The 13,007-nt window shown below is 71.0% G+C and carries 12 protein-coding genes; all 12 read right to left on the bottom strand.

Annotated elements, in window-relative coordinates:
- Positions 1-607, bottom strand: a 607-nt coding sequence (locus ACIRL2_RS47755; RefSeq protein ID WP_402241492.1) for a ThuA domain-containing protein, incomplete at its 3' end; no start/stop codon positions are given.
- 189 nt (positions 608-796) lie between these two features.
- Complete coding sequence (locus ACIRL2_RS47750; protein WP_402241490.1) at positions 797-1,657, bottom strand: sugar phosphate isomerase/epimerase family protein; 861 nt, start codon at positions 1,655-1,657, stop codon at positions 797-799.
- A 93-nt stretch (positions 1,658-1,750) separates the two neighbouring features.
- Positions 1,751-2,971, bottom strand: a complete 1,221-nt coding sequence (locus ACIRL2_RS47745; RefSeq protein ID WP_395872428.1) for an ABC transporter substrate-binding protein — start codon at positions 2,969-2,971, stop codon at positions 1,751-1,753.
- The gene (locus ACIRL2_RS47740) at positions 2,968-4,047 is read right to left on the bottom strand and encodes an ABC transporter permease (RefSeq protein ID WP_402241499.1); all 1,080 of its coding nucleotides are present in this window, start codon (positions 4,045-4,047) and stop codon (positions 2,968-2,970) included. Before ACIRL2_RS47740 ends, ACIRL2_RS47745 begins: the two co-directional genes overlap by 4 nt.
- Positions 4,047-5,057: an ABC transporter permease gene (locus tag ACIRL2_RS47735; RefSeq protein WP_402241487.1), complete on the bottom strand. Its 1,011-nt coding sequence runs from the start codon at positions 5,055-5,057 to the stop codon at positions 4,047-4,049. Before ACIRL2_RS47735 ends, ACIRL2_RS47740 begins: the two co-directional genes overlap by 1 nt.
- Positions 5,054-6,550, bottom strand: a complete 1,497-nt coding sequence (locus ACIRL2_RS47730; RefSeq protein WP_402241484.1) for a sugar ABC transporter ATP-binding protein — start codon at positions 6,548-6,550, stop codon at positions 5,054-5,056. Before ACIRL2_RS47730 ends, ACIRL2_RS47735 begins: the two co-directional genes overlap by 4 nt.
- Positions 6,547-7,701: a Gfo/Idh/MocA family protein gene (locus tag ACIRL2_RS47725; protein WP_395872557.1), complete on the bottom strand. Its 1,155-nt coding sequence runs from the start codon at positions 7,699-7,701 to the stop codon at positions 6,547-6,549. Before ACIRL2_RS47725 ends, ACIRL2_RS47730 begins: the two co-directional genes overlap by 4 nt.
- 269 nt (positions 7,702-7,970) lie before the next feature.
- On the bottom strand, positions 7,971-9,344 hold the full coding sequence (locus ACIRL2_RS47720; protein ID WP_402241482.1) for an alkaline phosphatase family protein: 1,374 nt from the start codon (positions 9,342-9,344) through the stop codon (positions 7,971-7,973).
- Positions 9,344-10,504 carry a metabolite traffic protein EboE gene (gene eboE, locus ACIRL2_RS47715; protein WP_402241480.1) on the bottom strand — a complete coding sequence of 387 codons (1,161 nt, stop codon included), beginning with the start codon at positions 10,502-10,504 and terminating at the stop codon, positions 9,344-9,346. The genes ACIRL2_RS47720 and eboE overlap by 1 nt, the downstream gene beginning before the upstream one ends.
- Complete coding sequence (locus tag ACIRL2_RS47710; RefSeq protein WP_395872418.1) at positions 10,501-11,370, bottom strand: TatD family hydrolase; 870 nt, start codon at positions 11,368-11,370, stop codon at positions 10,501-10,503. The genes eboE and ACIRL2_RS47710 overlap by 4 nt, the downstream gene beginning before the upstream one ends.
- Positions 11,371-11,386: 16 nt before the next feature.
- The gene (locus ACIRL2_RS47705) at positions 11,387-12,091 is read right to left on the bottom strand and encodes an EboA domain-containing protein (RefSeq protein WP_402241477.1); all 705 of its coding nucleotides are present in this window, start codon (positions 12,089-12,091) and stop codon (positions 11,387-11,389) included.
- Entirely contained in the window at positions 12,088-12,930 is an 843-nt protein-coding gene (locus ACIRL2_RS47700; RefSeq protein WP_395872414.1) for a sugar phosphate isomerase/epimerase family protein, read from the bottom strand. The genes ACIRL2_RS47705 and ACIRL2_RS47700 overlap by 4 nt, the downstream gene beginning before the upstream one ends.
- Positions 12,931-13,007 lie beyond the last annotated feature (77 nt).

Raw genomic sequence — 13,007 nt, 5'->3', positions numbered from 1 at the left:
ACGAGATCGGGTGGTCGGCGCCCATCCTGGACGGGCCCGGGTCGTAGGTGCTCTCGTCCGCCGTCACCAGGACGTGCACATTGCCCCGGGGGTTCTTGTCGAAGTTGTACCACTCCTCGCTGCGGGACCAGCGCTCCGGCAGGTCCTTGGTCGAGGGGTGCACGCGGTCGGCGACCTTGGCGGTGCCGGGCAGGACCCCCGGCGAGTGGGCGGGCATGTGGGCGCCGCCGTTGACCAGGTTGTCCCACCACGGGAATTCGTTGTCGATGCCCATGTCGGTGGCGTTGTGCAGGGCCACGATGCCCTTGCCGGAGTGGACGTACTTCTGCAGGGCTTGGCGCTGGGCCTCGGTGTCCCAGACCATGCCCGAGTTCTGCAGCATGACGATGACGTCGAAGCCGGCGAGGTTCGCGTCGTTGAAGACGGCGGAGTCGTTGGACTGCACGACCTCGTAGTGGTTCGCCTCGGCCTCGTCCTGGAACATCTTGATGCCGGCCGGGATCGACTCGTGGACGTAGCCGACGGCCTCGGTGAACAGCAGCGCGCGGAACGTGGCGTGTGCCTGGGCCTGGGGAACGGGCGTCAGGGTGAACAGGGCCAGGGCCATCGCGAGGACGGCACCGAGTGATCGCACGGATCGGGAGGCGGGTAGGGGACGGGGTGGACCGATCGAGCGCATGGGTTCTCCTCGTTTCGCACAGGGGTGCGCTGCTCGTGCCGCGCGGGTCGCGGGCGAGCGGGACGGTGCGAGGGTTTCCGTGGCCGGTTGGTCGGACCGGGCGAGGTGCCGTACGGGTCAGAGCGCGGCGAGGGTCGCGCGCAGGAAGGCGATGCCGTCGCGGGCGATGGTGTCCTGGGTGGCCGCGAGGGGTCTCCAGATGGAGGCGGCCACCGCGATCGAGGCGTTGTGCGCGGTGAACGACTCGATGCAGAGCGGACCCTGATGGCCGGCTGCCGCCAGGGCGGTCAGGAAGCCGGGCCAGTCGAGGTGGTCGGTGCCCGGCGTGCCGCGGTCGTTCGCGCACACCTGCACGTGCGCGATCCGGCCCGCCGCCGCTTGGACGGCGCCGACGAGGTCGTGTTCCTCGATGTTCTGGTGGTAGGTGTCCAGGGCGATGCCGACGGCGTCGGCGGGGAGTTCGGCGATGGCTTCCAGGGTTTGCGCGACGGTGTTGAGCACGCTGGTCTCGTACCGGTTGAGGGGTTCGACGGCCAGGAGGACGCCGGCGGAGCGGGCGTGTTCGACGATCGGGGCGAGGCCGTCGCGGAACTCGTCGAGGATGCGGGCGCGTTCGGCCTCGGTCGTGCGCCAGGTGCGGCCGACCGCCGCGTACATGGGGCCGGCGACGACGGGCGCGCCGACCTCGGCGGCGGCGTCGACGCAGCGGCGCAGGTAGTCGCGGGTACGACCCAGGCCGGCCGCGTCGGTGGCGACGAGGTCTCGGCCCGGGGGCATGACGGCGGCGACGGAGGCCGCGGTCAGGTCGTGGTCGAGCAGGATTTCGCGGACCTTGACCGGGTTCCAGTCATGGGGCTGCTCCAGCGGGAGTTCGACCACGTCCGCGACGAACTCACGGATGCGGGGCGCGAGTCGCAGAAGGTCGCCTTCGGTGAGTGGGGAAGCCCAGATCCAGGTGTTCACACCGAGCGCACGCATGGCGGTGCTCCTTGTCGTCGCGGGATCGAAGAAGCTGCGGGATCGTGACCGATCGGAGTCGGGGCGACGAGACGATCGCCCCGACTCGTTCGACTACTTGCCGCCCCACTTGTCGGGATAGCCGGGCAACGTCTCACAGCCGCACATCGCGTAATGCAGCGGCGGCATGCCGGGCTTGAGGTACTGATCGCGGTTGTCGGCCGTGATGGTGGGTTGCGGAAGCTTCCATTCCTTGGGTACCGGTTCGCCCTTGAGGATCTTCAGAGCCGCGATGATCGGAGTGCGCCACTGGTACGAGGGGTACGTCGGGGCGATCGCGGTGAGGTTCTTCTTCTTCCAGACCTCCAGGAACTGCTGCTGGTCCTCGCCGGTGATCGGCGGGACCTTCTTGCCCGCGTCCTCGAACGCCTCGACGGCCGCGACGGCGGTGTCGCCGGCGTCCATCCAGACGCCGTCGATGGTGCCGTGGCGCTGGATGGCGTCGCTGACGACGGCCTTCGTCTTGGCCGGGTCGCCGTCGGTGAACTTGACGTCGACGACATCGAGTCCGCCCTGCTCCAGCACACGCTTGCCCGCGGCCCAGCGGTTCTCCAGGACGTCGACGCCGGGCAGGATCCGCAGCGCGAGGATCTTCCCGCCGGGCTTGACCTTCTCCTTCAGGAATCGGGCGCCGGTGTCGCCGAAGGCGTAGCCGCCGACGGGGTTGACGAAGGTGACCGGGCAGTCGGTGCTGACGCCTCGGTCGAAGACGACGACCGGGATCTTTCCGCACGCGGCCTTGACGGCCGGGGTGAGCGTGGCGGTGGTGTTGGGCGAGACGATCAGCGCGGAGCAGCCCTTGCCCGCGAGTTCCTGGATGTCGGAGATCTGTTTGTCGTCCTTGCCCTGGGCGTCCAGGACGGTGAACTTGGCGATCTCGGGGTGGGTGGCGGCCTCGGCCTGGATGTTCTTGAGGCCGGTCTGGCGCCAGTTGTTGGCGACGCTCGCGTTGGAGAAGCAGATCTCGTACGGGCCGTCCTTCTTGTACTGCGTGGTGTCGACCATCTGCTGCGGGTCGAGCATCTGCTCCCAGGGCTTGTCCGCGGGGCCCTGCGGAGTCGCCTTCAGAAGCGCCAACTGGCGGTCGTAGTCCGCTTGTACGAAGAACTTCGAGTCGCCGGAGTCGCCCTTGCCGGGGTTCGTTCCGGGGGCGGACGCGCCGGGGACGCCGGGGGCCTTGCTCGCCGACGAGGAGTCGGCCTTGTCACTGGAGCACGACGCCGTGGCCAGTAGGGCGGCTGCGACGGTCAGGCCGACGGACAGTCTGTGTCTCATCGTGATTCTCCTCGGGAGGGTCGGGACAGGAAGGGCAGGTGGGCGGACACGCGGGCGCGCAGCCGGGACCAGTCGACGGCTCCCAGCGCGACGGCGGTGATGACGATGACGCCCTGGACGGTGGTCTCCAGGGCGTTGGAGACCCCGCGCAGGTTGAGCAGGGTGAACAGGGTCTGTAGGGACAGCGCGCCGGCCATCGCCGCGACCACCGAGCCGCTGCCGCCGCCGAGTGCGACGCCGCCGAGGACGACGGCGGTGATGGCCTCGAACTCGTAACCCCGCCCGGCCTGGGCGGAGACCCCGGAGAAGCCGCCGACGAGGATCGCCGCGACCGCGGCGGCCGTGCCGGACAGGACGAACGCGAGTACGCGTACCCGCATCACGCGCACTCCGGCCAGTCCCGCGGCCTCGGCGTTGTCGCCGGTGGCGACCAGGGTGCGGCCGAAGTTCGATCGCATGAGCACGACCGCGACGACACCCACCGCGACGCACACCAGCACGGCCCAGGGCACCGATCCGAAGGCGATGCTGCGGCCGATCCGGCGGAAGTCGTCGGGCAGGATGCCGCTCGGGGAACCCTGGGTCCAGTAGAAGACGGCGCCTTCGAGGATCAGGGTCATGCCGAGTGTCGCGATGAACGAGGGCACCCGCAGCACCGTGGTCACGAGTCCGTTGATCAGGCCGACGAACGCGCCGCCGATGAGCAGCACGGCCACGACGATCGTCCAGTGCGCGCCGGGGAAGGCGTGGTAGGTCTCCGCGGTGACCACGACGCCGACCGTGACGAGCGCGCCCACCGACAGGTCGTAGCCGCCGGAGACGATCACGAGGTACTGGCCGGCGGCGAGGACCACCAGCGGCGCCGAGCGCTTGAGGAACGCGAGGAAGGGATCGGGTCGGAAGAACGTCGGGTCCTCGATGCCCAGTGCGAGCAGCAACACCGCGAGGAGCAGGTACACTGGCGCGCCGGCGCGCAGCGAGGCGGCGAACCGTCGTGCGGGCGTGGCGCGGGCCACGAGGTGCGGATCGGGGGACGCGTGCGGCGCCCGGCGCCGCTTGTCCAGGGTGTCGACCATCACGACGCGACCCCCTTGGTGGTGCCTCGGCGGGCGTAGAGCGCGACCGCGACGATGATGACGACGCCGCGCACCACGTTCTGGAAGAAGGGGTCGACGCCGATCTGGTTGAAGACGCTGTCCAGGACGGCGAGCATCAGCACGCCGCCGATGGTGCCGGTGACCCCGCCGCGGCCGCCCGCGAGCGCGGTGCCGCCGAGCACGACCGCGGCGATGGAGGTGAGGTCGTAGCGCGCCTCGGTGCCGGCCCACGGCGAGCCGGCGCCCAGGCGGGCGGCGAGGAACAGCCCGGCCAGCCCGGCGCATACCGCGCACAACACGTGCGCGGCGATGATCACGCGGTGGGTGCGCACGCCCGACAGGCGGGCGGTCTGTTCGTCGCCGCCGACGGCGTACATGTGATAGCCCAGCCGGGTGCGGCGCAGCACGAACCAGACGGCGACGGCGACGGCCAGGAGCAGGAACGCGGAGACGGGGATCGGGCCCATGCGGTCGAAGCCCAGGCGTTGGAAGGACTCGGGGACCTTGCCGGCGGGTCCGGAGTAGGTGTCCTCGATCCAGCCGCGCAGGATGAAGCCGACGCCGAGGGTGGCGATGAACGCGTTGACCCCCAGTTTGGTGACGATGAGGCCGTTGGCGAGGCCGACCGCGACGGAGAAGGCGAGCACGGCGGCGATCGCGGGGACGATGTTGCCGTCGGAGCCGTCCATGGTCTCGGCGGCGACGAGGGTGGCGATGCTGACCAGGTAGGCGACGGACAGGTCCAGGGAGCCGGTGAGGACGACGACGCTCTGGCCGACGGCGATCAGGCCCAGGACGACGGAGTTCTGCAGGATGCCGACGGTGTTGTCGAGCGTGAGGAAGGAGCCGCCGCGGGCGGTGACGGTGATCCAGCCGAGGAGGATGACCCCCAGCAGGGCCAGGTAGACGACACTGGTGGGGTCGGCGAACCGGCCGGGGAGGGCGGATTTCGCGGTGCGTGTTCGGGGTGCGAGGGCCTGGGCGTTCACGTGGCGGCCCCGGCGGCCACGCGACCGGCGGTGGCGAGGCGCATGATCTCTTCTTCGGTCGGGCCGGCGGGCAGTTCGCCGGCGATCCTGCCTTCGGACATGACGAGCACGCGGTCGCTCATCCCGATCACCTCGGGGAGTTCGGACGAGACCATGAGCACCGCCATGCCCTCGCGTGCCAGTTCGCGGACGAGTTCGTGGATGGCGGCCTTGGCGCCGACGTCGACGCCACGCGTGGGCTCGTCGAAGACGAGCACTCCCGGGCGCACCCCGAGCCACTTGGCGATGACGACCTTCTGTTGGTTGCCGCCGGACAGGTAGCGCACCTGCTGGTCCTCGCCGCGGGCGCGCAGTGCCACGCGGGCCAGCAGATCGGCGACGGGCGGGGCGGGGCGGGCGCGCAACGGGCGGGAGAAGACGGCCCGTTCGACGAGCAGGGTGTTGTCGCGTACGGATTGGCGCAGGGCGAGTCCTTCGCCCTTGCGATCCTCGCTGACGAGCGCGATGCCGGCGCGGATGGCCTCGCGCGGATCACGCGGACGCAGCTCCCTGCCGTCGACGCGCATGGTGCCGGTGGTGAACGGTGTCGCGCCGAACAGGGCTCGGGCCAGCGACGTTCGCCCGGATCCCTGGAGTCCCGCGATGCCCACGACCTGCCCGGCGCGCAGTTCGAGGTCGATGGCGGCCAGCTTGGCGTTTCCGGCTCCGGCGACGGCGAGGCGCACCTTGCCGACGTCCGCGGCGCCGGCGCGTGCGGGGTAGTAGGCGCCGAGTTCGCGGCCGACCATCAGGCGTACGACGGTGTCCTCGTCGGTCGTCGCGGTCGCCAGGGTGGCCACGCGCCGGCCGTCCTTGATCACGGTGACGCGGGTCGACAGGTCGAAGACCTCGCGCAGGCGGTGCGAGATGTACAGGATGCCCAGGCCGCGTCCGGTGAGCCGGCGCACGAGCGCGTAGAGCCGCTCGACCTCGTGGTCGGCGAGTGCGGCGGTGGGCTCGTCCATGATCAGCACGCGGGCGTCGGTGGACAACGCCTTGACGATCTCGACGACCTGCTGCTGAGCAACCGACAGGCGGCGGACGGGCGTTCGCGGGCCGAACGAGGTCTCGGAGAGTTCGGCCAGGAGTCGGGTGGTGGCCTGCTCCATGGCGCCCCGGTCGACCAGGCCGCGCCGAGTGGGTTCGCGACCGAGGAAGACGTTCTCGGCGACCGTGCGTTCCGGCAGGAGGGTGAACTCCTGGTGGATGATCGCGATGCCGGCGGCCTGGGCGCGGGAGGGGTGGGAGAAGGCGACCGGCGTGCCGTCGACGGCGATGGTGCCGGCGTCGGGGGTGTGCACGCCGGCGAGGATCTTCATCAGGGTCGACTTGCCCGCGCCGTTCTCCCCCACGACCGCGTGGACCTCGCCGGCCCCCACGTCGAGGTCGACGTCGTGCAGGACGCGAACACCGGTGAATTCCTTGCGGATTCCGGTTACCGCCAGCAGCGTCATCGAAGACCTCCCATGGATGCGGCGAGCCGACCGGTCGGGATCGGTACCCATCCGTTGCCGCCCTGGGCACTGGTCTCGACGGCCGCCAGGACCCGCTGGATCTGGAGTCCGTCGGCGAAGGTGGGGGTCGGGTCGCGCCTTTCGGTGATCGCGGTGAGCAGGTCCGCCGCCTGGTGCGTGAACGTGTGCTCGTAGCCGAGCAGGTGGCCGGCCGGCCACCAGGCGCCGGCGTAGGGGTGTTCGGGCTCGGTGACCAGGATGCGGCGGAAGCCGGCGGTGCGGGCGTCGTCGGTGCGGTCGGCGAACCACAGTTCGTTCATGGCCTCGAAGTCGAAGGCGATGCTGCCGGCCGAGCCGTTCACCTCGATGCGCAGGCTGTTCTTGCGTCCGGTGGCGAAGCGGGTGGCCTCGAACGAGGCCAGGGCGCCGCCGGAGAGCCGGCCGATGAACAGCGCGGCGTCGTCGACGTCGACGTCGCCGTGGACGGCGGTGAGTTCGGCCACCGGGCGTCGGCGGACGAACGTCTCGGTGAGTGCGCTGACTCCGGTGAGGAGTTGGCCGGTGACGAACTGGGCGGTGTCGATGATGTGCGCGCCGATGTCGCCGAGCGCGCCGGAGCCGGCCTCGTCCTTGGCGAGCCGCCACACCAGTGGGTGTTGGGGATCGACGATCCAGTCCTGGAGGTACTGGGCACGCACGTGGCGTATCTCGCCCAGGCGTCCCTCCGCGACGAGATCGCGGGCGAGGGTGACGGCGGGTACGCGGCGGTAGTTGAACCCGACCATGGCGCGTACGCCGCGGGTGGCGGCCTCGTCGGCGGCGGCCACCATGGCCTCGGCCTCGGCGACCGTGTTGGCCAGCGGCTTCTCGCACAGGACGTGCTTGCCGGCGGCGAGCGCGGCGACGGCGATCTCGGCGTGTGAGGCGCCGGGGGTGCAGATGTCGACGATCTCGATGTCGTCGCGCTCGATCAGCGCGCGCCAGTCGGTGAGCGCGACGTTCCAGCCCAGGCGTCGCGCGGCGGTCGTCGCCGCGGCGCGGTCCCGTCCGGCGAGGGCGACCATCGTCGGTGCCCGCGCCAGGTCGAAGAAGGCGTTCACGGTGCGCCACGCCTGGGAGTGCGTGCGACCCATGAACGAGTAGCCGACCATGCCGACCCCGATGCCTGTGCTTGCGCTCGGACCGTCGAACTGCGTGGTCACGGATGCGTCCCTTCGGGTTGTCCGGCCCGGACGGCCGGTGCTTGGCCAGGAATGTAGTGCGTTCTTCCTGAGTGAAGAAGAGTTTTCACAGAAGAAATCCAACTTCTTCCAGATCAAGGACAAACTATGTGGTCGTGAAGCTGCCCACGACGACGTGAGCTCATGAAGTCGCGCCACCACACCGGGAGTTACCGACCCGTGTGCCGGCGACCCGTCGCCTATGCGTTCGCCAGGCCCAGTTCGAGCAGGAGGGCCTTGACCTGGGTCGCGTGCACCGTGTCGCGTTTGGCGGTGGGGTCGCTGCACAGCAGCAGCGGGGCGTCCGCCGCGTCGGTGGGGAGTCGTCCGTGGGTTCCCCGTACCGGGGCGGGGTCGAGCGGGACGACGGCCATGCGGTAGCGCAGCCCGAGCCGTTTGCGGGCCAGGGCCACGCCCGCCTTGAGTTTGACGTGGCGGTCGGCGGGATCCCAGAACAGCTCGGCCGGGTCGTAGCCGGGTTTGCGGTGGATCTCGACCTGGCGGGCGAAGTCGGGGGCACGCTCGTCGTCGAGCCAGTAGTAGTACGTGAACCATGCCTCGGGTTCGGCGACCACCACCAGGTCGCCGGCCCGGTCGTGGTCGAGCCCGTACTCGCGTCTGCCCTCGGCGTCCAAGACCTCGGCCACGCCCGGTTGTTCCGCCAGCAGGGCGGCGACGCGGGGACGGTCGGCCGGGTCGCGGACGTACACGTGGGCGATCTGGTGGTCGGCCACCGCGAATGCCCGCGAGGTCCACGGGTCCAGGTACTCCATGCCGTCCTGGGTATGCACGCGCAACAGACTCGCGCGGCGCAGCACACGGTTGACGTCGACGGGCCGGCTTGCGCGGGTGATGCCGTATTCGCTGAGCACGACGACGGTGCAACCGCTCTCGGCGGCCCGGCGCAGGAGTGGGGTCAGCGCGGTGTCGATCTCACGCGCGGCCCGGATCGCCTCGGGGGCATCCGGGCCGTGCCGTTGGAGGTCGTAGTCCAGGTGCGGCAGGTAGGCGAGGGTCAGATCGGGCCGATGCCTGTGCAGCACGTAGGCGGTCGCGTCGACGATCCATTGCGAGGAGCGGATGGAGGCGGTCGGTCCCCAGTAGTGGAAGAGGGGGAAAGTGCCCAGGCGGGCGGTGAGTTCGTCGTGCAGCTCGGGCGGATCGGTGTAGCAGTCGGGTTCCTTGCGGCCGTCGGAGTAGTAGATCGGCCGGGGGGTGAGCGTCCAGTCGACGTCGGCGCCCATGGCGTACCACCAGCCCATGTTGGCGACGGTGTAGTCGGGGCGTACGCGTCGGGCCGCCTCCCAGATCTTCTCGCCCGCCACGAGGCGGTTGTGTTGCCGCCACAGGAGTACCTCGCCGAGTTCGCGGAAGTACCAGCCGTTGCCGACGATGCCGTGCTCGCGCGGGAGGTCGCCGGTGAGGAAGGTGGATTGCACGGAGCAGGTCACCGCGGGCAGCACCGGGTCCAGGCGGGCCTGGAAGCCGCTGTCGGCGATGCGGCGCAGCGCGGGCATGTGGGCGAGCAGGCGGGGGGTGAGTCCGACGACGTTCAGGACCAGCAGGCGGGGCATCAGGTTCCTTTCCTGTCGGCGGGTTTCAGGCCCAGGTCGAGCAGGGCCGCGCGCAGTGCGGCGAGTTCGGCGGCGATACCGGCGACCAGGGCCCGGGGGGTCGGTGGCCCGGTGTCGTCCAGGACCGGCCAGGTGTAGGTCTCGACTTCGATGTGGTCGGTGCGCGCGCGGGGGCCGGCGAACAGACCTTCGAGGGCGCGGTCGAGCACGTCGTGGGTGGCCGTCAGCGGCGCGCGCGGTCGGCCGTGGAGGGGGAGGTGGTAGTGCACGCGCCAGGGTGCGTTGCCGGGTAGGCCGCCGGCGATGGCCTGGGATAGGTCGTCGACCGCGAGCGGTGGGGTGCCGGCCTCGCGGGTCTGGTGGAGGAAGCGTGGTTCGGCGTAGGGGCGGAGGGTGTCGGGGGTGGGTGCCTGGGCGTGGAGGGCGCACGAGGCCTGGGATTTGACCACGGGTATGCCGGCGTTCTCGAGCGTGACCAGGGCCGTGTGCGGATCCTCGAAGCCGACGGCGAGGTGGCACGTGTCGAGGCAGACGCCGATCCGGTCGGGATCGGTGCCGCGCAGTGCGGCGACGGCTTGGTCGGTGGTCTCCAGGACGCAGCCGGGCTCGGGTTCCAGGCCGACGCGGATGCGCCGGCCGTGGCGCGATTCGATGTGTTCGAGGCCGGCGGCGAGGTGGTCGAGGGCGCGTCGGGCGGCGTCGGAGCGTTCGGCCGGCCAAGGCGTGCGCCAGGCGAGCGGCAGCGTGGAAACGCTGCCTCGGGTGGCGTCGTCGGGGAGCAGGTGGGCGAGGATGCGGGCGCAGTCGAGCGTGTACGCCAGACGGGCGGGGTCGGCCCAGTCGGGGCTGTACACGTTGTGTTTGACGACGTCGTGTTGGAAGCCGGTGTAGGGGAAGGCGTTGAGGGTGACCACTTCGAGCCCGCGCAGGGCGAGTTCGCGGCGCAGGCGTTCGATCGCGGCGTGGTCCCGGGTCAGCGCGGTGGCGACGGGGCGGGCGAGCCACAGGCCGACGCCGAGCGTGTCGAGGTCGAGTTCGGTTCGTACGGGTTCGCAGAATCGGCCGAGTTGTTCGAGGACGCCGTCGAGGTCCTCGGCGGCGTGGACGTTGGTGCAGTAGGCGGCGTGGACGAGGGTGCCGTCGTGGTGTCGGAACCTCATGTGCGCGCTCCGCGCAGGATGGAGTTGCCCTCGTGGGTGTCGCCGGGTCGAGCGCGGACGAGAGCGTCCGGGGCGGGGAGGTCGAGGCGGTTGCTCTGGGCGTAGAAGGCGACGGGGTTGCGCCACAGCACGTGGTCGACCTGGTCCGCACTCCAGCCGGCCGCGAGCATGGCGCGGCCGGTGTGCACGGTGGACAGGGGATCGCTGTGCCCCCAGTCGGCGGCGGAGTTGACCACCACGCGGTCGGGGCCGATGGCGCGCAGGACATCCACGACCCGTTGCGGGGTCATCTTGGTGTCGGGGTACACGGAGAAGCCCATCCAGCAGCCGGTGTCCGCGACGAGTTCGACGGTGGTCTCGTTGAGGTGGTCGATCAGGACGCGGCCGGGCTCGATGGCGCTGTCGCGGATCAGGTCGAGGGTGTGCCGGACGCCGGCCGCCTTGTCCCGGTGGGGAGTGTGGATCAGGGCAGGCAGTTCGAACTCGACCGCGAGGGCGAGCTGGTGGGTGAAGGCGTGCTCCTCGGCGTCGGTCATCGAGTCGAAGCCGATCTCGCCCACGGCGACGACGCGGTCCTTGGCGAGGAACTCGGGGAGGAGGTCCAGGACGGGTGCGCAGCGGGGGTCGTTGGCCTCCTTCGGGTTGAGGGCGATGGCGCAGAAGTGCTCGATCGTGTACTGGGCGGCGCGGAACGGCTCCCAGCCCAAAAGGCTCTGGAAGTAGTCGACGAAGGACGCGACGGACGTGCGGGGTTGGCCGAGCCAGAAGGCCGGTTCGACCAGGGCCCGGATGCCGGCGTCGCGCAGGGCGCGGTAGTCGTCCGTGGTGCGCGAGGTCATGTGGATGTGGGGGTCGAAGACGCGCATCGGTGGGGCTCCTCGGCTACGGTGCGAAGGCGGTGGCGATGGGTTCGAGACCGGTGGGCGAGGGCCGGCCGGCGGCGGTTCGCTCTCGGCCGAGGTCGCGGAGCATGCGGGCGAGTTCGGCGTCGGCGCGTTGGTCCAGGTCGGCGACGGTGGGGGTCGGGGGTAGACCGACGAACAAGCACTTGAGGACTCCGTGCCGCCACGCGGCGGCGTCCAGGACCTGGGCGCAGGGGCCCATCGCGGCGGCGATCAGGCGGTGGTCGTTGGTCCGCAGCGCGTCCTCGACCAGCTCGCGCGCCGATGCCGGGTCGACGTCGGGCAGGTAGGGCAGGGCCCGCAGCACCGCGCGGCGTTCGCACGGGTCGCCGCGGTCGTACAGAGCGCGTACCAGGGCGGTCGGGTCTACGGGCGCGGGGCCGCCGTCACGGCCGCGGGCGACGGCGTGCAGCAGCAGTACGCGCGCGGCGTCGTCGCAGGTCCAGCCCGCGATCCCGGCGAGGTCCGCGCGTCCGCAAACTCGGCCCGCCGCGGCGAATGCGGCGGCCACGCGGGCGGGGTTCGCCGCCGTCCGGGCGGGCCAGTCCCGCCGTTCGGGGCGGACGCCGGCCTCGAACGCCGCGCGCAGTGCGTCGAGGTGCGGTTCGGGCGATCGACGGTCGGCAGCCGGCCGCGTCGCGGTCGATGTATCGGTGTGCGCTTCGCGGTGCCCCGGGTGCCTCATCCTGCGATCTCCTTTTCGACCGCGCGCAGGAAGGCGATCGAGCGGCGGGCGGTTTCGGTGGCGGCGTGGCTGTGGCGTGGCAGTTCGACGCCGACCAGCCCGTCGTAGCCGGTGTCGGCCAAGGCGTGCAGGACGGGCGGGAAGTCGATGTCGCCCTGCCCGAACTCCAGGTGTTCGTGCACGCCGCGGCGCATGTCCTCGATCTGTACGTTGACCAGGTGCGGTCCGGCCCGTGCCACGCAGTCGGGCACCGGTAGCGGCTCCAGGCAGCGGCAGTGCCCGATGTCCAGGGTGAGGCCGAGGTGTTCGGGGCGGCCCAGGCGTCGCCACAGTTCCTCGTAGCGGTCGAGGGTGTCGACGAACATCCCGGGTTCGGGTTCGAAGCCCAGGCTCACGCCCCGTGCGTGCGCTTGCGTCAGGACCCGTGAGCAGCCCGCGGTCAGGCGCTCCCAACAGGCCCGGGGGTCGACGTCGCGGGGAGCCCGGCCGCTCCACAACGACACGACGGGGGCGCCGAGTTCGGCCGCGACGCGCACCGCGCGCTCCAACAGGTCCACGCGTCGGTCCGCCCCGGCGGTGTCGTCGAGCAGGGTGGGGTGGTGCTTGCGCCAGGGGTCGAGGAGGTAGCGTGCGCCGGTCTCGATCACGACCGACAGGCCGAGCCGGTCCAGCCGTGCGGCCACTCCCGCGACGCGCGAGGCCAATCCGGGGGTGAAGGGGTCCAGGTGGTGGTGGTCGAGGGTTAACGCGACCCCGTCGTAGCCGAGGTCGGCGAGTATCTCGAGCGCGTCGCCGATGCGATGGTCGGCGAAACCGTTGGTGCCGTAGGCGATTCTCACGGGGACTTCCTCCTCCGCTGGGATCGGGTGTGGTTCGGGTCGGGGTTCGGGCTCGGATCCGTGCTCGGGTCCGGGTT

The organism is Embleya sp. NPDC127516 (assembly GCF_044765325.1).
Lineage (GTDB): Bacteria > Actinomycetota > Actinomycetes > Streptomycetales > Streptomycetaceae > Embleya.
Note: the sequence above shows the minus strand (reverse complement) of the source record. Positions and strands in the feature narration are given on the sequence as shown.

Bases quoted from the DNA above. Each gene is read 5' to 3' on its own strand.
- ACIRL2_RS47750 (WP_402241490.1), bottom strand. From the start codon at position 1,657: ATGCGTGCGCTCGGTGTGAACACCTGGATCTGGGCTTCCCCACTCACC.
- ACIRL2_RS47745 (WP_395872428.1), bottom strand. From the start codon at position 2,971: ATGAGACACAGACTGTCCGTCGGCCTGACCGTCGCAGCCGCCCTACTG.
- ACIRL2_RS47740 (WP_402241499.1), bottom strand. From the start codon at position 4,047: ATGGTCGACACCCTGGACAAGCGGCGCCGGGCGCCGCACGCGTCCCCC.
- ACIRL2_RS47730 (WP_402241484.1), bottom strand. From the start codon at position 6,550: ATGACGCTGCTGGCGGTAACCGGAATCCGCAAGGAATTCACCGGTGTT.
- ACIRL2_RS47725 (WP_395872557.1), bottom strand. From the start codon at position 7,701: ATGGTCGGCTACTCGTTCATGGGTCGCACGCACTCCCAGGCGTGGCGC.
- ACIRL2_RS47720 (WP_402241482.1), bottom strand. From the start codon at position 9,344: ATGCCCCGCCTGCTGGTCCTGAACGTCGTCGGACTCACCCCCCGCCTG.
- eboE (WP_402241480.1), bottom strand. From the start codon at position 10,504: ATGAGGTTCCGACACCACGACGGCACCCTCGTCCACGCCGCCTACTGC.
- ACIRL2_RS47710 (WP_395872418.1), bottom strand. From the start codon at position 11,370: ATGCGCGTCTTCGACCCCCACATCCACATGACCTCGCGCACCACGGAC.
- ACIRL2_RS47705 (WP_402241477.1), bottom strand. From the start codon at position 12,091: ATGAGGCACCCGGGGCACCGCGAAGCGCACACCGATACATCGACCGCG.